The following is a 20,197-nucleotide window of genomic DNA, read 5'->3' as shown; positions in this document are numbered from 1 at the left end:
GATTGAATGAGGTGTGCTCCCGCAGGGGGAGACTTCGGTCCGTGCACCGCAAGGCGGTGCCGGGCTCATTCAGTCGGGAGAGACGTCGGTGTCGTAGCTGGGCGACGACGGTAACGCGTCATCGGATGCGCCGCCGGACAGCGTCGCGAAGGCTCGGGCAACGAATCCGCCGCCCGCGAGATCGGAACTCGTCGTGGCCCCACCGTGGGCCGTCATGGCAGCGCCGGCGTTCGACGAACTGGATGACGGCAGTGCGCCACCGCCGGGCCCGAACGGCCCGGAACCCCCGGGTGACCACGGCCAACCGCCTGAAGGCGTGCCGGAGGAACCAGCGGCTCCCGGAACGAGGCCCCAGCCCGCGGCGGCCCCCGAACCGCCCGCGCCCTCGTTCGGGGAGCCCTGGCCGCCCCGATCCGTTTCGCGAGGGGCGCCAAGCGCAGCCCGCAGCGCGCCCCACGAGGCAGAACCACTCGCCACCGGCGCAGAATCCACGGTGCCGGGACCCGATCCGGAACCGCCTTCCGCGCCGATGGCGACATCTTCTCCGCATCCGTCGTCCGGGCCCGCGGACCCACCCGGGGTTCCGGGTCCGGGCGACCCCGGCGATCCGGGCAGCGCCGGCAGAAGCCCGGTCGCGCCGCCCGTCACGGGATCGACGACCGTGTGCACCGTCGGCGAAACGACTGCGCCCACTCCCCCGAGTGCGACATCCACCACTCCGACGACAGGTGACGTCAGCGACCCGACGGGCGCCGAACCGATCACATCAGGCACGACCGGAAGAGCGGCGACCACACCGTCGACGGCGCTGGTCACCGGCTCCACGACGCTCGATACCGGATCGGACGCGGCGACCTCGCCGAGCGCATCCGTCACCTGGGGAACTGTTGCAACGACCTCGGCGACCGGCTCCGGCAGCACATCGGCCACCGGTTCGACCACGGGCGTGAGCACGGGGTCGAGCACCTGATCGCCCACGCCCGACACGATGTCGCCGACCGCGGAACCCGTCGAATCGAGGAGGTCGGAGACCGAACCGAGCAAGGAAGTCGACGAGGATGACGCGGGCGGTGTGCCCTCGTCGGCAGAAGCCGATGACGAACCGACCACCGCACAGAGCACCAGCCAGCCGGCCGTCACCCCGAGAGCTCCGAGCCCCAGGCGCAGAAGACGTCGTGACCGCTCTTCAGTTGCTTGTTCCACGACAGTCACCCCCTGCGCAGGAACCGGTCACCCCTCGTCGGATGCCCCGCCGCTATCGACTTTTCTCCCCTGAAAAGCCGATGTCAACCCCTTCATCCGATTCGAGGTGGGGATTTCTCACCGCGGCATCGCTCGAGACAGACACGCCAAAGGGGCCGCCGCGCTCAGCGATCGGCCCCTTCGAACGGGCGGGCGTCAGGCGATCAGGTAGTCGTGCAGCGACTCGTCGCGCAGCATCGCGAGAGCCCGGCGCTGGATCTGACGCGCGCGCTCACGGCTCACACCGAGGGCCTCGCCGATCTGGTCGAACGACATCGGGTCTTCCCCGTCGAGACCGAAGCGCATGCACACCACGCGAGCCTCCCGGGGCGGCAGGGTCGCCAGGGCGACGGCCAGATCGTGGTGCTGCAACGAGGCGGCAGCCGCGTCGAAGGGCTGCGCCTGCGAGGTGTCCTCGATCAGGTCGCCGAGCTCGGCGTCGTCGTCGCCGACGGGGGTGTGGATCGACACCGTGTCGCGACCGTGGCGCAACAATTCCTGCACCTTCGCGGGCGGGAGGTCGACGGCGCTCGCGACCTCGACGATCGAGGGCTCACGGCCGAGCTCGATGACGAGACGACGCTGCATCCGCGTGATCGACGAGATCTTCTCCGAGGTGTGCACCGGGATGCGGATGATGCGGCCGCTGTCGGCCAGCGCGCGGTTGATGGCCTGCTTGATCCACCACGAGCCGTAGGTCGAGAACTTGAAGCCGGCCTGGTAGTCGAATTTCTCGACCGCGCGCACCAGGCCGATGTTGCCCTCCTGGATGAGGTCGAGGAAGGGCAGTCCGCGCTCCAGGTAGCGCTTGGCGATCGACACGACGAGTCGCAGGTTGGCCTGGATGAGCTTGCGTTTGGCAGCCTTGCCGTCGCGTGCCAGCCATTCGAGCTCGCGCTTCAGCGTGGCGTCCATGACGGGGTTGCTGCCGAGCTTCGCGTCGGCGAGCACGCCGACCTCGATGCGGCGGCCGAGGTCGACTTCCTCCTCGGCGGAGAGCAGTGCGGTGCGGCCGATCTGGCGGAGGTAGTCCTTCACCGGATCCTCCGAGGCTCCCCGGATGTTCGCGAGGCGTGCCTCGGGCTCCCCCTCGTCGATCTCTTCGTCGGGGGCTGTAGTCGTTACTCCTGAGCGCGACATCTTCATCTCCGTAACTGATCCGTATCCCGGTTGTTCGTCACGTTATCGCCGCAACTGCAGACCCCCAAAATGGGGTCGAGGGGGTTGACAACGGGCAGTTTTAACGGCATGTAGCTAGTCCACCTAGCATTTCGCGGTTGAATGCATCGTGATTCTTCTAAGCTGGAGAGGCATTCGGAGCGCGATCCGAATGACGATGCGGAGGCCGGCGTGAGCAGCAGAGGGGTGCGGGTCGCTCGCGGCCTGACAGCTGCCGCTGTCGCTGTCTTCGTGGCCGCGTTCTCGCATGCGGCCGCAGGAGCGGAGGCCCCGGGTGCAGTCGGAGTCACGCTGGCGGTCGCGTTGTCTGCGGTGGTCTGCGTCGTGTTGGCTCGGCGACAGTTGTCGCTGCCCGCGCTGGCCGTTTCGGTGATGACCAGCCAATTCGCCCTGCATCTGTTGTTCGGGGTGGGCGCCGGTTCGGCCTCCGGAATTTCGCTCGGCCAGACCACCCATCACGGACACGTCGCGATGACAGTGGTGACGGATGCGGCGACCGGGCCCGCGCATCCGGGCCACGATTCCGGATGGATGTGGGTGGGGCACGCGCTCGCCGCCCTGGCGACCATCGCTCTGTTGCACCGCGGCGAACGCACGATCCGCGCACTCCTCGGCCTCGCGCGGGCACGTTTCGAAGCCGTCTGGTCACTCGTGCGCCTCGCGTTCGCGGAGCCCGGGTGGGTGGGGTCGCATTCGCGCGCGGTCGGTCTGCCGGTGATCGATCTGCTGCGCGACCTCGGCGTGCTGCTCGGCAGCCGCCGCCATCGTGGTCCGCCGGTGGCGGCCGCCGCACACCTCTAGACTCCGTCGGTCGACACCGGTGGGGTGTCGGTGTGCGCGCCTGCACACTTCTCATCTCACCGAAGGACCGATCGATGAACACACGTACCCTCGCGCGCGCCGCAACAGCCGGCGCCGCTGCCACCCTGCTCGCGACCGCAGCCGTCGTCGCCGGCGCGCCCCTCGCGGCCTCCGCCCACGTTCGCGTCGACCCGGGGCACGCCGCGCCGGGCAGTTACACCACCCTCACCTTCAAGGTGCCGAACGAGTCGGCCACCGCGAGCACGGTGCGGGTCGAGGTCGACCTGCCGGCCGACACCCCGTTCACGAGCGTCTCCTACCAGCCCGTGCCCGGCTGGAGCGCCTCGGTCGTGGTCGGCACGCTGCCGAGCCCGATCACCGCGGGCGACGCGACCATCACCGAAGCGCCCCTCTCCGTGGTGTGGACCGCGGATGCCGGCACCGCGGGTGTCGCGCCCGGCCAGTTCCAGGAGTTCCCGCTCTCGGTCGGGCCCGTGCCCGACACGGCGCAGGTGGTGCTGCCGGCGCACCAGGGCTACTCCGACGGCAGCACCGTCGACTGGGCCGAGCCCACGCCGGCCTCGGGGGAGGAGCCGGAACATCCGGCGCCGACCCTGTACATCACCTCCGCCCCACCTGCCGACGGGGTCGCGACGGTGACGGCCGGCGCGGAAGGCGGGTCGCCGGATGCGTCGGATGCCTCTGGCGCGGACGGCACCGCTTCGCTCGCACTGGGCTTCGGCATCGGCGGCCTGGCGCTCGGCACGCTGGCGCTCGTGCTGGCGGCCGTCGCGGTCCTGCGCCGGCCGGGCTCGCCGGACGCGACGGACGCCCAGTGACGCGCCCGACGGGCGTCCGGCGCGCTGCGATCACGATGCTGACGCTCGCACTCGTAGCCGGGGCGACGATCGGCGGCGCGGAGAGCGCATCCGCTCACGACTATCTCGTGTCGACGAACCCCGTCGCCGACTCGACAGTCACCGAGACGCTCAGCCAGGTGTCGCTCACGTTCAACGAGCCGCCGCTGGCGGATGCGAGCGCCGCGATCGCGATCGAGTTGCACGACCCGAGCGGCGCGAACGTCGCAACCGGCGCGGTGTCGATCGTGAACAGCACGCTGAGCATCGACGTCGCGCCCACCACCCCGGGGGCTTACACCGTGCTCTGGCAGAACGTGTCGGCCGACGGTCATGCGGTCTCGGGCGAGTTCGGGTTCGACTACGCCGGTCCGGCGGTGGGGGGCGGTTCCTCCACCCCTGAGCCCACCACGGCGGCGGGCAGTTCCGCCACCCCCGAGCCGGCAGCCGCCGGGACGGGCGCGGGTGGCATCCAATTCCCGCTCGTGCTGATCGGCATCGGCTCGGCGGTCGGTGTCGTGGTCATCGTGGCCGCGATCCTGCTGATCCTGCTCCGCCGCCGGTCGCGCCCAGGCCCCTGACCTGCCGCACCACCGAGTGACGTCACTTTCCGCGCGACGATCGACGGATTTCGCGCGGAAAGTGACGCCTCAGGCTGCGGCGCCGCTCAGAACGAGCACGCGGTCAGGGTGGCCACCGCGGGGCTCAATGACGCGGTCCCCCCGAGCAGCACGACGTTCTTCATGGCGTTCTTGCCGAGCAGAGCGAGAACGCCCTGAGGAACGCATCCGGTTGGCACGACGAACATCGGGGAAGACGTCTTCGCAGCCAGGACGCCGCCCGCAAGCGCGTCGGGAAAATTCGCGCCGGTGACCAGGTAGACGGTCGAGTAGTCGGGGCCGCCGAACTCGGTGATGTTCAGCGACACCTCATAGCGGTTCGCCCCTGATATGCGTGGCACCCACGCTTCAGGAAGGATCGTGTTCTGAACTCCCGTCGAGACCGAGAGCGGGCCACCCACGATGGTCACGACACCCACTCCCAGACTCCGTAGCAGCCCCGTCGTCAATCCGTCGGCGGCGGGCGTGGCGCCGTCGACGAGCAGAACCGGCATGCCGAGCGCACCCGCGACCGCCCCGGCGGATAGAGCGTCGGGGAAGTCGCGGCCCGTCGCCACCGCGGCTCCCGAGACCGTCGTGAATGCGTCGTCGACGACCGCGCGGCTGACGGCGTAGCGATCGACGCCGTCGATGCGAGTCACGTGGGCTCGCGGAACGAGACTGCTCACGCGGTCCACCACGGCCTGGGAGACGGAGGCGGTGCCGCCGATGACCTTGACCACCAGCGGGTCGAGCCGGGTGAGCGCGGCCGCCGCAGCAGCGGGCACGAAATCCGGCGCTACGAGCAGCAGGGGCCCGAAGCTCGCCGCAGCGGCCGGCCCGGCGCTCAGCGCGTCGGGAAAGCTCGCCCCGGAGGCCACGTAGACGACGTTCGACGCTGCCGGGCTGACGCGCTTCGCGATCTCGGCGGCGATCTCGTAGCGGTCGGCTCCCGCGATCCTCGACACCGTGATCGAGCCGAGTTCCGGCGGGGCGGGCGGAAGTCCGTCCGGGCCGCCCGCGTCCATCGGCATTGCTCCGGCGGAGGCCCCACCCAGCACGCCCGCCGCGACGAGACCCACGAGAAGCGCCGCCACCCCTCCGGAAAACCTCAAGCGCCTGACGCGTCCTGTGTGACGGCGTGCGGAAGCAGCTGATTGAACACCCATTGCGAACTCGATTCCCCATCATGGCCCTCTGCCCCCCAAGCAGTCCCCGACCCTGATGGCATGACGATATCGACCGGCATGCAATAAGTCGAGAATAGCTCGACGCCCCAGTTAGGGGGCCAGACGCGCAACGCTCTCGCGCAAGATGACAGATCATCGACTTCGCGCTAGGGTCTGCTCATGGCTAACGCGCGGCGGATCGGCATCCGCTCGGCTCCGACACCGGCGGTCGTCGCGGGTGCGGTGCTGTCGGCTGCCCTCACCGTCGGGATATCCGTCGGGCTCTCCGGATGCGCGGCGCCGGGGCCGAGCGACGGCCAGCGGGTCGCCGACTGGGTCGCTGAGCAGGAGCACGTCACAGGAGCCGACTCCTACGTATCGGAGGACCCCTGGAACCAGTTCCTCGACCTCACGATCCTGGTCGATCCTGCGATCTCCGACGACGATCTCGTCACGCTCAGCGAGGCCGTCGAGAACCGGGCGGAGGATGCCGGCTGGGAGCATCCGTTCCTCACGTACACCCTCGGCGACGGGCGCAGTTTCTCGAATCTCGGCGGTGCGCCCACGCTCGGCGTCTTTCTCGGCATCCGGAACGACGACGACTACGTGATCGCCAGCGCCCGGGGAGACGGTGACTGCGGGGGCATCTTCTGCGTCACGCTCGACGCCGATTCCCCCGAAGCTCTCCTGGTGGAGGTGAACGCCATGCTCGACCTCGCCCGCGAGAGCGGAGGCGTGCAGACCAACCTCGACTTCACGGCCACGAGCACCGACGGGCGTTTCCGGGTGAGTGCGGAGCCGCTCGCCCCGATCGACGACGCCGTGGAATTCTGGCGTCGCATTGCCCCCCGGGTGTCGATCGACCATGGCAGTGCCTGGTCGATCGAGCCCGTCGGAGACATCCCGCCGCACCAGTTCCTCGATCTCACGGTGCCCGACGAGGTCACGAAGGCGCAGGTCGAGACCTACGCGGCGACCCAGACGCGCGTCGAGGTGCGCGTCGAGGTCGCCTCGTGAGCCTTCCGAGAAGATCGGCTGCGTCGGCGGCTAGAAGATGCGGTTGCCGATCTCGGCCGGAGCCGCGAGCAGGCGCTCGATCTCGTCGTCGAGCCGCACCAGGGTGATGGATGCGCCGGCCATGTCGAGCGAGGTGCAATACTCCCCGACGTAACTGCGCGCCACCGTGATGCCTAGCGCGGCGAGCTTCTCATGGGCGATGCCGTAGACGAGATAGAGCTCGCTGATCGGCGTGCCACCGAGTCCGTTCACCATCAGCGCCACCCGATCGCCGGAGACGAACGGCAGGTCGGCCACCACCGGGTCGAGCAGCTCGTCGACCAGCTCGTTCGCCGGCGCCATCTTCGCGCGCCGCCGCCCGGGCTCGCCGTGGATGCCCACGCCCACCTCGATCTCGTCGTCGCCCAACTCGAACAACGGCGACCCCTTCGCGGGAGGCGTGCACGCCGTGAGCGCGAGCCCCATCGTGCGCGTGACGGAGTTGACCTTCTCGCCGATCCGCATCACCTCGTCGAGGTCGGCTCCCTCCTCCGAGGCCGCCCCCACCGCTTTCATCACGAAGAAGTTGCCGGCGACGCCACGTCGCCCGACCGTGTAGGTGGAGTCCTGCACCGAGACGTCGTCGTCGATGAACAGGGTGCGTACGTTCACGCCGTCGGCCTGGCTCATCTCCTGCGCCATGTCGAACGCCATCCGGTCGCCGGTGTAGTTGTTCACGAGCAGCACCACGCCCTTCGGCGATGCGAGCAGCTTCGTGGTCTCGTACACGTAGTCCATCGGGGGAGCGGCGAACACGTCGCCCGGACACGCGCCGTCGAGCATCCCCTTTCCCACCGTCATCACGTGGGCCGGTTCGTGACCCGAGCCCGAGCCCTGGATGATCGACACCTTGTCGTCGCGCGGCGCATCCGTTCGCATGATGAGGTTGTACTCCGGCACGTACTTCAGCGTGTCGGGGTTCGCGAGCGCGAGGCCTTTGAGCATCTCGGGCACGTACTGCTGCGGATCGTTGACGAACTTCTTCATGAGTTTCTCTCCCGTGTTTCAGTGAGGCAGGTCAGGGCTTCGTCGCCCAGACGGAATCGAGTCGTTCGAGGATGACGGCGACCGCGACGGCGCCGGCATCCGGTGAGCCGATGCTGCGCTCGCCGCTGTAGCTGGCACGGCCGCGCTTGGCGATCATCGTCGAGGTGGCGTCGGCAGACTCGCGCGCGGCGACGGCCGCGGCGGCCACCGCTTCGCCCGAGGTGGCCCCGGATGCGACGGCTCGCTCGAGCGCATCCGTCATCGGCACCAGGGCGTCGAGCAGGGTCTTGTCGCCGACATCCGCGTTTCCGCGCGCCTTGATGCCTTCGATCGAGGCGCGCAGCATCGCGACCACGTCGGTTCCCGAGATCTCGTCGCGACCCTTCGCGACGCCGCCGGCCCGGATGAACGCGGTGCCCCAGATCGGACCGGAGGTTCCACCGATGCGGCTGGTGACGGCCACCGCGATCTTCTGCAAGAAGGTGCCGATGTCGGTGCGGTCGTAGCTGTCCCAGTCTTTCGTCACCACCTCGAAGCCGCGCGCCAGGGAGTAGCCGAAGTCGCCGTCGCCGACCACCGAGTCGAGGTCGCCGAACTCCTTCTCGTTGTCGAGGCAGGTCTGCGCGATGGTGCGCACGACGAACTCGGTGTCGGCGAAGCTGGTTGATGTCATCGTTCCTCCGAAAGCGGTGGGCGGGGTCGGGTGCGGATCTCTTCGACGTCGCCGAGCGTGACGACGCCGTGCGGGTGGATGCCCAGCGGGTCCTCGAGCGCGGTGGCGGGCTCGTCGGGGTCGCCGAGCGAACTGACCACGAGCGACGCCCCGCTGAAGTCCTCGTCGACGGTGTAAGCGCTCACGGTGACGACGGTGCGGAGACCGGCGGCGAGGGCGGCGAGCATCCCGTTCGCGCTGTCCTCCACCACCACCGCGTCATCCGGGTCGGCGCCGAGACCCTCCAGGGCGAGCAGGTAGATGTCGGGCGCGGGCTTCTTGTGGGCAACGACGTCGCCGGCGTAGACCGCGAAACGCGCTGCGAGATCGGGCCCCACGGCGTGTTCGAGAACGGCGCGAACACTCGGCTCGGCCGAGGTGGAGGCGACGGCGAGCTGCCAGCCCGCGGCATCCGCTTCGGCCACGACCCGCGCGATGCCGGGCCGCGCGGGCAGTTTGCCCTGCTCGACGAGCTGAGTGTAGATCTCCGTCTTGCGCTTGTGCCACTTCGCGAGCATCGCCTTCTGGCCCTCGGGATCGGTCGGCAGCCCGTTCAACGCCACGAACTCGGGCGTCAGGAGGCTCGCCATCCGCTCCTTCCCGCCGCCGATCTTCACCTTCTCGGCGTAGTCGGCGTCGCTCCAGCGCACCGGAACGCCGAACTCCAGGAAGGTCTGGTTGAAGGCCGGCAGATGGCCGGTGCGCTCGGTGTCGGCGAGCACGCCGTCGCAGTCGAAGATGAGCGCGGGCACGGTCTCACCAGGCCTTGCCGGCGCTGCCGAACTTCGCCGCCAGTCCGGTGGTGAGCGCCATCACGTCGGTGCGCACGTGCGCGAAGAGCGACGGCGGGTCCCACTTGTTCTTCTCCTCCGCCGTCTTCAAGAAGGCCAGGTTCGACTTCATGTAGGTGATCTTGAGGTCGGTGGAGATGTTGACCTTCGCGCATCCGCGGGAGATCAGATCGGTGAACTGGTCGTCGGTCATCCCGCTGCCGCCGTGCAACGCGATCGGCACGCCGGTCGCCTCGACCAGGTCGGTGACACGCTGGAAGTCGAGGTCGGGCTTCGCCGAATAGACGCCGTGCGCGTTGCCGATCGACGGGGCGAAGACGTCGACGCCGGTCGTCTCGATGAAGGTGAGAGCCACCTGGAGCGACTGCCGATGCGACTCGGTGTCGCTGCCGATGCCGTCTTCGACACCCTGGATGGCCTCGATCTCTCCCTCCACGTGCGCTCCGTGCCGGCGTGCCTCGGCCACCACCTCGACGGTCTGGCGCTGGTTCTCCTCCACCGGCAGGGTGGAGGCGTCGAAGAGCACCGAGTTCCAGCCCCGGTTCAGGCACTGGGTAATGACCTCGCGCTCCGGGCAGTGGTCGAGGTGCAGGGTGACCGGCACCTCGATGCCGGCGGTCATCGATGTCCACATGGCGTAGAGCACGTCGTAGCCGATCGATTTGACGGTCTTCACGGATGTCTGCACGATCACCGGCGAGTTCGCCTCGACCGCGCCGGCCAGCACCGCTTCGAGCGTGAGGTCGTTCACGATGTTCACGGCCGGAACGCCGTAGCGCTCGGCGAACGCGCGATCGACGATCTCCTTCAATGACACGACGGCCATGAGAACCTCCTCGTCCCCGACTCAGGCTAGGCGCGGGGTGTCCCGCGCGACATGGGGCCTTACCCCACCCCCGAGGTAGGGCACCCCACTCGCGGGTCAGCGGCGGGCGAGGGCGCGGCGGTTGGGGGCGCCCGTCTTGCGCAGGATCGCACCCACGTGCTTCTCCACCGTCTTCACCGAGATGTCGAGGGCCGATGCGATCTGCTTGTAGGGCAGCCCCTGCTCCACGAGGGCGCGCACCTCCCGCTCGCGGGCGGTCAGATGCTCGCCGCCGGCATCGCCGACACCCGCCGAACTGCTGAACAGCTCGACCGTCATCAGCGAATCCCCCCGAGCGGCCGCGACCACGGCGCGGGCGAGCCCCGCAGCATCCACGTCGTGTTTCACGAATCCCACCGCACCGGCCTGCGCGGCCTCCCGCACGCCGTCGTCCGACACGGAGTCGACGAGCAGCACCGTCGCCGCCACCGGGTCGGCCGCGCGCAGGTAGGAGGTGAGGCGCACCCCGTCGATGTGCGGCATCCGCAGGTGGGTGAGCACCACGTGCGGGCGCAGCAACTCGTAGGCGTCGACCACCTGGGTGGAGTCGGCGATCTCACCGACGACCTGGATGTCGGGCTCGGCGAGGGCGAGCATGCGCACCAGTCCTGCCCGCACGACCGGGCTGTCGTGCACCACGAGCACCCGCCAGCGCGATCGCGCCCGGTCGATCGGGTCGGCCGGCGCCGACGGGATCTCGGCCCGGATGCGCGTGCCCCAGCCCGGCGTGGAATCGACCAGCAGAGAGCCGCCCAGGTGCCGCGCCCGGGCGACGAGCCCGTGCAGACCCAGCCCGCCGGGGGAGCCGTGGGCGGCCGAGGGGTCGAACCCGCATCCGTCGTCTTCGATCAGCGCGACCGTGCTGTCGCTGCCGTAGACCAGGCCCACCCGCACACTGCGGGCCCGGGCGTGCTCGATGACGTTGGTGAGCGACTCCTGCGTGATGCGGAACAGCTGCCGCGCCGCGTCGGGGTCGAGCGGCGTCGGCTCGCCGATCACCACGAGCCGGGTCGCGAGAGCGGCCGTGCTCTCCACCCACGCCAGTTCGAGGGCGATGGCTTCACCGAGCGAGTTGCCGTCGAGGAGGGCGGGCCCGAGGCCCAGCACCGTGCGCCGTGTGTCGGTGAGGGCGGCATGAGCGGATGCGCGGGCTCCGGCGACCGCGGATCGGGCCCCGGCGTCGGGTTCGAGCCGTCGCTCGGCGTCGTCGAGGTGCAGCAGTACCGCGGCGAGACCACGGCCGACCGTGTCGTGCACGTCGCGCACCATGCGTTCGCGCTCGGCCATGATGGCGGTGTCGCGCGCCCGCTCGGCGGCGAGGGCGTGCAGGCGGGCGTTCGTGATGGCGATGGCGGCGTGGGTGCCGAAGAGTTCGAGCAGGGCGGCGTCGTCGGCCGTGAAGCGGCGGCCAGGGTCGCGGCTGAACACGACGCAGCTGCCGATGATCGAACCGTTCCAGCGGATCGGCACCCCGATCACCCCGTGCAGCAGATCGCGTTCGGGGGCCGGGATGTGCCCACCCGGGATGTCGGCATATTCGGTGAAGATCACCGGGCTCCGCCGCCGCACCACCTCGCCGGTCACGCCCTCGTCGAGCGGGAACGTGCGCCCCGACTGGCAGCCCACCCCGAGGTCGACCTCTTTGCGGTAGGTGCCGGCCACCTCGTCGACCGTGCAGATGGAGCCGCTGTCACCCCCGAGCAGTTCCATGGTGTGTGCCAGGATGCGTTCGAGCAGAGGTTCGAGGCTGAACTGGCCGGCCAGGTCGGTCGCCATCGCGGCCAGGGTGTCGAGTTGCCGGCGCATCCGGTCGGGCAGTGGCGCTTCTTCATCCATGGGCGTGACCTCAGATGCCGGTGGGCGGCCTCGGTGCCGACCTCGTTTCCATCTTCTTCCGCGGAGGCGGGAGAATCCAGTGTTCCGGGCGAACCCGGTACGCTGGAGGCAGCGATCCGTTCGCTACGGCGGTGGGGCTCACCGTACCCAACCTCGACCAGGCCGAAGGGCCAGGGTCGACAACAGTCCCTATCTCAAGAGTTCAGCGCGCCTCGGCGTGCCCGGAGATAGGAGCCCAGCATGACCGATTCGCAGAGCACGAGTGGGGTTTCGTCGGCGGCGCTCGTGGTCGGTGTCGTGCCGGGCCAGCCGCCCGCGGTGGTGGCGACGGCCGCGCAAGTTGCTGCGCGCTATTCCGCGGAGCTGGTCTGCGGCTACGTCGACGCCGGACGGTATCCGATCGTCCGGGCTGACGGAACCACCGACGCGCAGTCGATCGACCCCGACCTGGCACTCGATCCGCCGGTGCTGTTCGACGAGGCGCTGACCCGCGAGATCGCGGTAGTTCTCGCGGCGTTGCCCGCGGGGTCGCCCGGGTCGGGCATCCGGTGGTCGATGCGATTCCTCAGTGGCGACCCGGCGCACGCGCTGGCGGGGCTGGCCGACGAGCTCGACGCGGCGATGATCGTGGTGGGCACCCGGGATGCCACGATGCGCGCGAGCATCGCCGAGTTCTTCGGCGGATCGGTGGCCGTGCACCTCGCCCATCGGCAGCATCGCCCCGTGCTCGTGGTGCCGCTCGACCCGCAGCCGCCCGAGGCCGGCTGGCCGGGGCCCGCCGACCCCACCGGGGGAGTCGGTGGTGGGGCCGCGGATGCCGCATCCCGCCCGACCGGGTCGGAGCAGGCATGACCGACGACGACGCCGTCACCAAACACCCCTGGACCGGCGACACCAACACCGAGCTGCCGATGGACAGCGATGTCGAGGCCGCCACTGTCGCCTCGCCCCGTCCAGCGCATCTGCGGATCGGTTACCTGGGGCTCGTCGCACTCGGCGGCATGGCCGGCACGGCGGTCCGTGAGGCGATCAGTCTCGGCATCGCGCCGATCGGCGGCTTTCCGATCGCGATCTTCGGAATCAACGTGCTCGGCGCCTTCGTGCTCGGTGCCCTGCTCGAGCTGCTCGCTCTGCGCGGGCCCGACGAGGGGCGGCGACGGCGCATCCGGCTGCTCGTCGGCACCGGCGTGCTGGGCGGCTTCACCACTTACAGCTCCTTCGCCACCGACACCGCGCAGCTCCTCGCCGACGGATCGGCCGGGATCGCCATCCTCTATGCGTTCCTCACCCTTCTCGCCGGAGCGCTCGCGACCTGGGCCGGAATCGTGGTGGCGATGCGGCTCGGGCGGCGGCGACCCCGCCGGCGACGCGAGGCGCGCTCGTGACGCCGCTCGTCTTCCTCGCCCTCTCGGCGGCGGGAGGAGTGGGCGCGGCGGCGCGCTTCTTCATCGACGGCGCGGTGAAGGCGCGCATCCGGGGCAGCTATCCCGTCGGCACGACGATCATCAACGTGACGGGATCGCTGCTGCTCGGGCTGGTGACCGGACTCGCTCTCTCGCACCTCGTCACCGACGACTGGCGGCTGGTGCTCGGCGGCGGCTTCCTCGGCGGCTACACGACGTTCAGCACGGCGAGTTTCGAGACCGTCCGGCTGGCGCAGAACCGGCGTTGGGGAGCGGCGCTCGCCAACGGGCTCGGCATGATGGTGGCATCCGTCGCGGCGGCCGGCCTGGGGCTCTGGCTGGGTTCGCTCGCCTGATCTCCCCGGGTTGGCGGGGACTTCTCCAAACGAGCCGCGTACCTCGCCGCTATGAGGTTGCGGTTCGCTCCTCGTTTGGAGAAGTCCGAGCCAACGGGCCGTGAATCCTACTCGGCGGGCGTCGCGGCGCCCTTCTCGGGCCCCGACTTCACGGGAATGAGCAGCAACAGCCCCACCAGCAGCACCAGCACGATGCCGAGGATGCCCCAGTACTGCACGTTCGCATCCGCACCGTAGATCGCGGCGCCGATGCCGATGAAGAGCGTGAACATCGCCGGAGCGAGGAACGTGGCGGCCTTGCCCGTGGTGGCGTAGAGGCCGAAGATCTCGCCGTTGCGGCCCTCGGGGATGCGCCGGGCGAGGAACGAGCGGCTGGCCGACTGCGCAGGGCCCACGAACGCGCAGAGGGCGAGGCCGAAGGTCCAGAACACGATCTGCCCACCGTCGTGCAAGAAGAATACGGCGGTGCCGCAGATGACGAGCCCGATCAGTGAGACCACGATCACGGGCTTGGCGCCGAACTTGTCGTCGAGCAGCCCCACCAGGATGGTCGACGCCCCGGCCACGATGTTCGCGGCGATGGCGAAGATGATGACCTGGCCCGACGAGAACCCGAACGAGCCTGCGGCAAGCACCCCGCCGAAGGTGAAAACGCCCGTGAGCCCGTCGCGGAACACGGCGCTCGCGATGAGGAAGTACGCGGTCTGCCGGCTCTCCCGGAAGAGCGAGCGGATGTCGCGGAAGAGGATGCGGTACGACTCCACGATCCCGACCCGCCCCGCCGCCGTCGCGGCCTCCTGCTTGGGCGAGCGGTACTCCGGAACGGAGAGCAGCACGGGTAGGGCGAAGAGACCGAACCAGATGGCCGAGACGAGAACGGTGACGCGGATCGGCAGACCGTCGCTGTCCGGCACCCCGAACAAGGCGGTGCCGCCGATCGGGTCGATGAAGCCGAAATAGACGATGAGCAGCAGCACGATGCCGCCCACGTAGCCCATGCCCCACCCGAACCCCGACACCTTGCCGATGGTCTTCGGGGTGGAGACCTGGGTGATCATCGCGTTGTAGTTGACGCTCGCGAACTCGAAGAACACGGTGCCGGCGGCCAAGAGGAAGAGGCCGAGCCAGAGATAGCCGGGGTCGGGGACCACGAAGAACATCGCCGCGCTCAGCGCGACCACGATGTAGGTGTTGACCGCGAGCCAGAGCTTGCGGCGGCCACGGCGGTCGGAGCGCTGGCCGGTGATGGGGGCGAGCAGGGCCACGAGCACGCCGGCGATCGTCATGGCGATGCCGAGTTGGGCCGAGACGGCGGTCTCCCCGCCGAAGGCGTCGCTCGTGAGGTAGACGGTGAAGACGAAGGTCGTTATGACGGCGTTGAACGAGGCGGAGCCCCAGTCCCAGAGCCCCCATGCCAGAACGTGCGAGCTCTTCGGGCGGGCGCCCGGCGCGGCTGGGGCCAGCGGCGGGGGCGAGAGTTCGCTGGACGCGGGTCCGTCGGTCATGCAGCCACAGTAGTGGCAGGCGGTGAACAATCCGTGTCGTTTCGCCCCTCGCGGCCCTTCGGGTTCAGGCGGGCACGGATGCCGCCGCGGTGCACTAAGATGAGTGAAACTCAGCAGTGATGCTTCGGAGGTGCTCATGGTCGCTTTGGTGGTGTCCAGCCTGGTGGTGCGCGTGGTCGGTACCGAGAGGGGAGCCGGGTTCCGGCTGGTGTTCGAGGGCGAGATCGCGGGCGACGTCGAGGGGGCCCCGACGGTCGGGAGTGCGGGATCGACGGATGCGTGCTCGGGCCCGAGCGGGTCGGGCACGGTGGTGGTCGCGATCGCTGCTCGGCGCGGTGCGGCACGCGCGGAGGCCCGCGGTGAGCTGGGGTCGATCGTGCAGAGGCGGTTCCGTCTCCAGTCGGGACTGCTGGGCGGAGCCGGAGAGTACGCGTTCCGCGTGTCGCTCGAGGAGCAGCGGCTCTATGACGGAAGTGTGACGATCGAGCGGGCCGGCGTGGGGTTCGCTGTGGCCGCCGAGAACCTGCTCGACTCGGCGACCCTGTGGTTCGACGACTCGGGAACCGCGGATGCGCCGGTGCTCAGCTGCAGCTTCTGGTGTCCGGCGGCTGCATCACCCGGCAGCCCGCCCAGCGCCGCAGACGGGGGTGCCGGAGCGATCTCCGATCTGAGTGCTGCGCTGTACCACAACGGCCGGCTGCTCGTCGGGCCGGAGGAATCGGGCGAGGGGAAGATGCCGGTCGAGTTGCGCATCATCGACCTGCTCGACGGGCCGGATGAAGCCAAGCCATTCCGGCATGTCCAGGCGCGTTTCCGGGGCGCGCGGGCCTTCGTGTCGGGGGTGGTGCCTGGCGTGCACGACCTCAGTGCGCATCCGGGGGTCTACGCCATCCGGGTCACACGGGGGCGGGAGGTGGTCGCGCGGGTTCCTTTCGAGATCGATTGGCATGGCGTGCTGCGCGAAGCGGGGTCGGTCGAGTGCCGCGCAGACGGGAGGCGCGTGATGCTGGTCGGGCGTGGGCGGCGCTTCGGCCCACCGCCCGCCCGTACCACCGCCACTCTCGATCCTGTGTATGCGCGCCATTTCGCGGCACTGCGTGGCCCCGAGCGGGTCGTCTTGGATGCGCTGCACCGCCGCGCGCTCGATCGACTTGTCTCCGATCTGGTGCTGTGCGACAGCTTTCGCCTCCTCGATGCCGAGGTAGAGCGTGCGGCGCTCCATGAATTGCTGACCAGGGTCGAAGAATTCGAGAGCGTGCTGCCGGGGGACTACCCGGTGGCGATCGGTGGCGAGGAGGTGCCCTTCGAGAGGATGCGGCCTTTCGTTCTCCTTCAACTCGCGGAGCTCGATGGGGGTGCTGCCGTCGTGCCGGCGCGCGGCTGACCGCGCGCGTCGATGTTCGCTCGCGGCGAGTGTGTCACAGGGAACTCTTACCTTTCGTCCAGGCTCGATGCGACCGGGCGCGCTGTGATGGATGAGCGCCGCAATGCGCATCCACTCTCAGCTAGGACACCCCATGAACGACTCGAGCCCCGACTCCGGCCCCGCCACCTCCGCTTCGACCGATCCGCACCATGCGTCTCAGCGCACTCTGTCGCGCCGCGGTCGCACGGCGCTCCTCGCAGGCGCCGCCGGGCTCGCTCTGATCACCGGGCTCGGCGTCACCGGTGCCGCGTTCGCAGCCGCCCAGCCGTCGTCGTCGCTCGCCCATGGCACAGGCGGCAACGGCGCATCAATCGTGCTGAACTGGGGGCACTCGCCGAACGGCAGCGCCCAGAGTGGACAGAGCGGCTCGAGTGGCCAGAGCGGCTCGAGCGCGCGGAGCCCCTACGGCACTCACGGGTTCAACCCGTCCCAGACGCGTGGTGGCGCCCGCACCTCGTCGGCGACGGATGCGGTGCCCGCGACGGCGGGGCAGTCCACCGGCGTCGTCACCATCGTGTCCGACCTCACCTACCAGAACGCCCGCTCGGCCGGCACGGGAATCGTGCTAACCCCTGACGGACTGATTCTCACCAACAACCACGTGGTCGAAGGCTCGACGGCGACCGAGGTCACCGATGAGAGCACCGGGCAGAGCTATAAAGCGACGGTGGTCGGAACGGATGCGACGCACGACGTCGCCCTGCTGCAGCTGCAGGGGGCATCCGACCTCGGCACAGCGCAGCTCGACACCGACGACGCCGCTCAGACCGGCGACGCGGTGACGGCGGTCGGCAACGCGGAAGGCACGGGCGACCTCGTCGCCGCCATGGGTACGGTCACGGCGACCGGCCAGAGCATCACCGCCCAGAGCGAGAGTGGAACCGACGGAGAGAACCTGACGGGCCTGATCCAGGTCGACGCCGACATCGTGTCCGGTGACTCCGGCGGCCCGTTGCTCGATTCCGACGGCGAGGTCGTGGGCATCGACACCGCCGCCTCCTCGTCGGGTTCACCCCAGGTCACCGGGTTCGCGATCCCGATCTCGACGGCTCTCGACATCGCCGCGCAGATCAACCAGGGCGCCGAGACCGACACCATCCAGATCGGTTACCCGGGCTTCCTGGGCGTCGAGGTGGGCTCGAGCCGCACGGGCGCGAGCGGAGCGGTCGTGGCCGGCGTCGTCGCCGGGACCCCGGCCGAGGATGCGGGACTCGCCGCCGGCGACACCGTCACCAGCGTGAACGGCACGGCCGTCGCATCCGGCGACCAGCTCTCGGCACTTCTGGCCGGGATGGAGCCGGGCGAGCAGATCACCCTCGCGTGGACCGATGCCTCCGGCGTCTCCCAGGAGGCGACTCTCCACCTGGTGGCGGGGCCTGCTGCGTAAAACGACGTAGAAGCAAACTTGAGCCGAGCTAACTCAACTTTTGCTGTGAAAACTTGACTTGCGACAGTCGGCCTGGAAAACTTGAACCCACAAGGCTCAAGTCTTGGCAGACTTTTCGCTAATCAGGTAAGACAACAGAAGGAGAACAGCCGATATGGCTCGTGCAGTAGGCATCGACCTCGGAACCACCAACTCGGTGGTCGCCGTGCTCGAGGGTGGAGAGCCCACCGTCATCGCGAACGCGGAGGGATTCCGCACCACACCGTCGGTGGTCGCATTCACGAAAGACGGCGAGGTTCTCGTCGGTGAGACCGCCAAGCGGCAGGCCGTCACCAACGTCGACCGCACCATCTCCAGCGTGAAGCGCCACATCGGCACCGACTGGAAGGCCGATGTCGACGGCAAGAAGTACACGCCGCAGGAGATCTCGGCCCGCATCCTGGCCAAGCTGAAGCGCGACGCCGAGAGCTACCTCGGCGACACGGTGACCGATGCTGTCGTCACCGTTCCCGCCTACTTCAACGACTCCGAGCGCCAGGCCACCAAGGAGGCCGGTGAGATCGCGGGCCTCAATGTTCTGCGCATCATCAACGAGCCCACCGCGGCCGCGCTCGCCTACGGCCTCGACAAGGGTAAAGAAGACGAGCTCATCCTGGTCTTCGACCTCGGTGGCGGAACCTTCGACGTCTCGCTCCTCGAGGTCGGAAAAGACGACGACTTCAGCACCATCCAGGTGCGTTCGACCGCCGGCGACAACCGCCTCGGTGGCGACGACTGGGACCAGCGGGTCGTCGAATACCTGATCAAGCAGTTCAAGGACACCACCGGCGTCGATGTCTCGAAGGACAAGATCGCCCTCCAGCGTCTCAAGGAGGCCGCGGAGCAGGCCAAGAAGGAGCTCTCCTCGGGCATGTCGGCCAGCATCACGCTGCCCTACCTCTCGCTCACCGAGAACGGCCCGGCCAACCTCGACGTCACGCTCACCCGCGCGAAGTTCGAGGAGCTGACCAAAGACCTGCTGGCCCGCACCGAGAAGCCCTTCAAAGACGTCATCGCCGAGGCGGGCGTGTCGGTGAACGACATCGCTCACGTCGTGCTGGTCGGTGGATCGACCCGGATGCCGGCCGTCGTCGAGCTCGTCAAGAAGCTCACCGGTGGCAAGGAGCCCAACAAGGGCGTCAACCCGGATGAGGTCGTCGCCGTCGGCGCCGCCCTGCAGGCCGGTGTGCTGAAGGGCGAGCGCAAAGACGTCCTCCTCATCGACGTCACCCCGCTCTCCCTCGGCATCGAGACCAAGGGTGGCATCATGACCAAGCTCATCGAGCGCAACACGGCCATCCCCACCAAGCGCAGCGAGACCTTCACCACGGCCGACGACAACCAGCCGTCGGTTGCCATCCAGGTCTTCCAGGGCGAGCGCGAGTTCACCCGCGACAACAAGAACCTGGGAACGTTCGAGCTCACCGGCATCGCTCCGGCACCCCGTGGCATCCCGCAGGTCGAGGTCACCTTCGACATCGACGCCAACGGCATCGTGCACGTGTCCGCCAAAGACAAGGGCACGGGCAAGGAGCAGTCGATGACCATCACCGGCGGCTCGTCGCTGCCGAAGGAAGACATCGACCGCATGGTGCGCGAGGCCGAGGAGCACGCCGCCGAAGACAAGAAGCGCCGCGAGGCCGCCGAGGTGCGCAACCAGGCCGAGACGCTCGCGTACTCGACCGACAAGCTCATCAAGGACAACGACGACAAACTGCCCGACGACGTGAAGTCCGAGGTGCAGGCCGACGTCGACGCTCTGAAGTCCGCTCTCGCGGGTGAAGACGACGACGCCGTGAAGACCGCGTTCGACAAGCTCAACGAGAGCCAGCAGAAGCTGGGCCAGGCGATCTATGCTTCTGCTCAGGCCGACGCTGCTGCGCCCGAGGCGGGCGCAGAGGAGCCGACCGAGTCGTCGTCTTCGGATGACGACGTGGTCGACGCCGAGGTCGTCGAAGACGAAGACGAGCCCAAGAAGGACAACTGA

The 20,197-nt window shown here is 69.1% G+C and carries 19 protein-coding genes; 10 read left to right on the top strand and 9 right to left on the bottom strand.

Going from position 1 to position 20,197, the window contains the following annotated elements; genetic code table 11:
- Nucleotides 1-69 precede the first annotated feature (69 nt).
- Complete coding sequence (locus N1027_RS04270) at nucleotides 70-1,203, bottom strand: hypothetical protein (protein WP_259505517.1); 1,134 nt, start codon at nucleotides 1,201-1,203, stop codon at nucleotides 70-72.
- A 195-nt stretch (nucleotides 1,204-1,398) separates the two neighbouring features.
- Entirely contained in the window at nucleotides 1,399-2,382 is a 984-nt protein-coding gene (locus N1027_RS04265; protein ID WP_259505516.1) for a sigma-70 family RNA polymerase sigma factor, read from the bottom strand.
- Nucleotides 2,383-2,592: 210 nt separating this feature from the next.
- Here N1027_RS04265 and N1027_RS04260 point away from each other — a divergent pair, with 210 nt between their 5' ends.
- From N1027_RS04260 to N1027_RS04250, 3 genes are all read left to right on the top strand, one after another.
- Nucleotides 2,593-3,222 (top strand): hypothetical protein, encoded by a 630-nt coding sequence (locus N1027_RS04260; protein ID WP_259505514.1) that lies wholly within the window; start codon nucleotides 2,593-2,595, stop codon nucleotides 3,220-3,222.
- A 74-nt stretch (nucleotides 3,223-3,296) separates the two neighbouring features.
- Complete coding sequence (locus N1027_RS04255) at nucleotides 3,297-4,061, top strand: YcnI family copper-binding membrane protein (RefSeq protein WP_259505512.1); 765 nt, start codon at nucleotides 3,297-3,299, stop codon at nucleotides 4,059-4,061.
- Nucleotides 4,058-4,660: a copper resistance CopC family protein gene (locus tag N1027_RS04250; RefSeq protein WP_259505510.1), complete on the top strand. Its 603-nt coding sequence runs from the start codon at nucleotides 4,058-4,060 to the stop codon at nucleotides 4,658-4,660. The genes N1027_RS04255 and N1027_RS04250 overlap by 4 nt, the downstream gene beginning before the upstream one ends.
- Nucleotides 4,661-4,746: 86 nt before the next feature.
- Here N1027_RS04250 and N1027_RS04245 read toward each other — a convergent pair whose 3' ends face one another.
- Nucleotides 4,747-5,775: a cell wall-binding repeat-containing protein gene (locus N1027_RS04245; RefSeq protein WP_259505509.1), complete on the bottom strand. Its 1,029-nt coding sequence runs from the start codon at nucleotides 5,773-5,775 to the stop codon at nucleotides 4,747-4,749.
- 252 nt (nucleotides 5,776-6,027) lie between these two features.
- Here N1027_RS04245 and N1027_RS04240 point away from each other — a divergent pair, with 252 nt between their 5' ends.
- Nucleotides 6,028-6,864 carry a hypothetical protein gene (locus tag N1027_RS04240; RefSeq protein WP_259505508.1) on the top strand — a complete coding sequence of 279 codons (837 nt, stop codon included), beginning with the start codon at nucleotides 6,028-6,030 and terminating at the stop codon, nucleotides 6,862-6,864.
- Nucleotides 6,865-6,894: 30 nt separating this feature from the next.
- Here the strand turns inward: N1027_RS04240 and dhaK are convergent, their stop codons facing one another.
- The 5 genes from dhaK to N1027_RS04215 all read right to left on the bottom strand — a co-directional run bounded on the left by dhaK (nucleotide 6,895) and on the right by N1027_RS04215 (nucleotide 12,094).
- Entirely contained in the window at nucleotides 6,895-7,890 is a 996-nt protein-coding gene (gene dhaK, locus N1027_RS04235) for a dihydroxyacetone kinase subunit DhaK (RefSeq protein ID WP_259505506.1), read from the bottom strand.
- 31 nt (nucleotides 7,891-7,921) lie between these two features.
- Nucleotides 7,922-8,563, bottom strand: a complete 642-nt coding sequence (gene dhaL, locus N1027_RS04230; RefSeq protein WP_259505505.1) for a dihydroxyacetone kinase subunit DhaL — start codon at nucleotides 8,561-8,563, stop codon at nucleotides 7,922-7,924.
- The gene (locus tag N1027_RS04225; RefSeq protein ID WP_259505503.1) at nucleotides 8,560-9,354 is read right to left on the bottom strand and encodes an HAD-IA family hydrolase; all 795 of its coding nucleotides are present in this window, start codon (nucleotides 9,352-9,354) and stop codon (nucleotides 8,560-8,562) included. The genes dhaL and N1027_RS04225 overlap by 4 nt, the downstream gene beginning before the upstream one ends.
- A 4-nt stretch (nucleotides 9,355-9,358) precedes the next feature.
- On the bottom strand, nucleotides 9,359-10,219 hold the full coding sequence (locus tag N1027_RS04220) for a class II fructose-bisphosphate aldolase (protein WP_259505502.1): 861 nt from the start codon (nucleotides 10,217-10,219) through the stop codon (nucleotides 9,359-9,361).
- Nucleotides 10,220-10,315: 96 nt separating this feature from the next.
- On the bottom strand, nucleotides 10,316-12,094 hold the full coding sequence (locus N1027_RS04215) for a hybrid sensor histidine kinase/response regulator transcription factor (RefSeq protein WP_259505501.1): 1,779 nt from the start codon (nucleotides 12,092-12,094) through the stop codon (nucleotides 10,316-10,318).
- A gap of 240 nt (nucleotides 12,095-12,334) precedes the next feature.
- Here N1027_RS04215 and N1027_RS04210 point away from each other — a divergent pair, with 240 nt between their 5' ends.
- Genes N1027_RS04210 through crcB form a run of 3 tightly spaced genes read left to right on the top strand, consistent with a single transcriptional unit; the run spans nucleotide 12,335 to nucleotide 13,853 of the window.
- Nucleotides 12,335-12,946, top strand: coding sequence for a universal stress protein (locus tag N1027_RS04210; RefSeq protein ID WP_259505500.1), 612 nt, complete (start codon nucleotides 12,335-12,337; stop codon nucleotides 12,944-12,946).
- Entirely contained in the window at nucleotides 12,943-13,479 is a 537-nt protein-coding gene (locus N1027_RS04205; protein WP_259505499.1) for a fluoride efflux transporter FluC, read from the top strand. The genes N1027_RS04210 and N1027_RS04205 overlap by 4 nt, the downstream gene beginning before the upstream one ends.
- Nucleotides 13,476-13,853 (top strand): fluoride efflux transporter CrcB, encoded by a 378-nt coding sequence (gene crcB / locus N1027_RS04200; RefSeq protein ID WP_259505497.1) that lies wholly within the window; start codon nucleotides 13,476-13,478, stop codon nucleotides 13,851-13,853. Before N1027_RS04205 ends, crcB begins: the two co-directional genes overlap by 4 nt.
- 107 nt (nucleotides 13,854-13,960) lie before the next feature.
- On the opposite strand, the gene N1027_RS04195 is transcribed toward crcB, so the two are convergent.
- On the bottom strand, nucleotides 13,961-15,358 hold the full coding sequence (locus tag N1027_RS04195; RefSeq protein WP_372499672.1) for an MFS transporter: 1,398 nt from the start codon (nucleotides 15,356-15,358) through the stop codon (nucleotides 13,961-13,963).
- 103 nt (nucleotides 15,359-15,461) lie between these two features.
- On the opposite strand from N1027_RS04195, the gene N1027_RS04190 reads away from it, so the two are divergent.
- From N1027_RS04190 to dnaK, 3 genes are all read left to right on the top strand, one after another.
- Entirely contained in the window at nucleotides 15,462-16,742 is a 1,281-nt protein-coding gene (locus N1027_RS04190) for a hypothetical protein (RefSeq protein ID WP_259507988.1), read from the top strand.
- Between the two features lie 133 nt (nucleotides 16,743-16,875).
- Nucleotides 16,876-18,171, top strand: coding sequence for a S1C family serine protease (locus tag N1027_RS04185; protein ID WP_259505493.1), 1,296 nt, complete (start codon nucleotides 16,876-16,878; stop codon nucleotides 18,169-18,171).
- A gap of 154 nt (nucleotides 18,172-18,325) precedes the next feature.
- Nucleotides 18,326-20,197, top strand: a complete 1,872-nt coding sequence (dnaK, locus tag N1027_RS04180) for a molecular chaperone DnaK (RefSeq protein WP_259505491.1) — start codon at nucleotides 18,326-18,328, stop codon at nucleotides 20,195-20,197.

The organism is Herbiconiux aconitum (genome assembly GCF_024979235.1).
GTDB classification, from domain to species: Bacteria; Actinomycetota; Actinomycetes; order Actinomycetales; family Microbacteriaceae; genus Herbiconiux; species Herbiconiux aconitum.
Note: the sequence above shows the minus strand (reverse complement) of the source record. Positions and strands in the feature narration are given on the sequence as shown.

Excerpts from the sequence above, each read along its gene's own strand:
- N1027_RS04265 (WP_259505516.1), bottom strand. The coding sequence starts at position 2,382 with ATGTCGCGCTCAGGAGTAACGACTACAGCCCCCGACGAAGAGATCGAC.
- N1027_RS04255 (WP_259505512.1), top strand. The coding sequence starts at position 3,297 with ATGAACACACGTACCCTCGCGCGCGCCGCAACAGCCGGCGCCGCTGCC.
- N1027_RS04240 (WP_259505508.1), top strand. The coding sequence starts at position 6,028 with ATGGCTAACGCGCGGCGGATCGGCATCCGCTCGGCTCCGACACCGGCG.
- dhaK (WP_259505506.1), bottom strand. The coding sequence starts at position 7,890 with ATGAAGAAGTTCGTCAACGATCCGCAGCAGTACGTGCCCGAGATGCTC.
- dhaL (WP_259505505.1), bottom strand. The coding sequence starts at position 8,563 with ATGACATCAACCAGCTTCGCCGACACCGAGTTCGTCGTGCGCACCATC.
- N1027_RS04220 (WP_259505502.1), bottom strand. The coding sequence starts at position 10,219 with ATGGCCGTCGTGTCATTGAAGGAGATCGTCGATCGCGCGTTCGCCGAG.
- N1027_RS04215 (WP_259505501.1), bottom strand. The coding sequence starts at position 12,094 with ATGGATGAAGAAGCGCCACTGCCCGACCGGATGCGCCGGCAACTCGAC.
- N1027_RS04210 (WP_259505500.1), top strand. The coding sequence starts at position 12,335 with ATGACCGATTCGCAGAGCACGAGTGGGGTTTCGTCGGCGGCGCTCGTG.
- N1027_RS04205 (WP_259505499.1), top strand. The coding sequence starts at position 12,943 with ATGACCGACGACGACGCCGTCACCAAACACCCCTGGACCGGCGACACC.
- N1027_RS04195 (WP_372499672.1), bottom strand. The coding sequence starts at position 15,358 with ATGACCGACGGACCCGCGTCCAGCGAACTCTCGCCCCCGCCGCTGGCC.
- N1027_RS04185 (WP_259505493.1), top strand. The coding sequence starts at position 16,876 with ATGAACGACTCGAGCCCCGACTCCGGCCCCGCCACCTCCGCTTCGACC.
- dnaK (WP_259505491.1), top strand. The coding sequence starts at position 18,326 with ATGGCTCGTGCAGTAGGCATCGACCTCGGAACCACCAACTCGGTGGTC.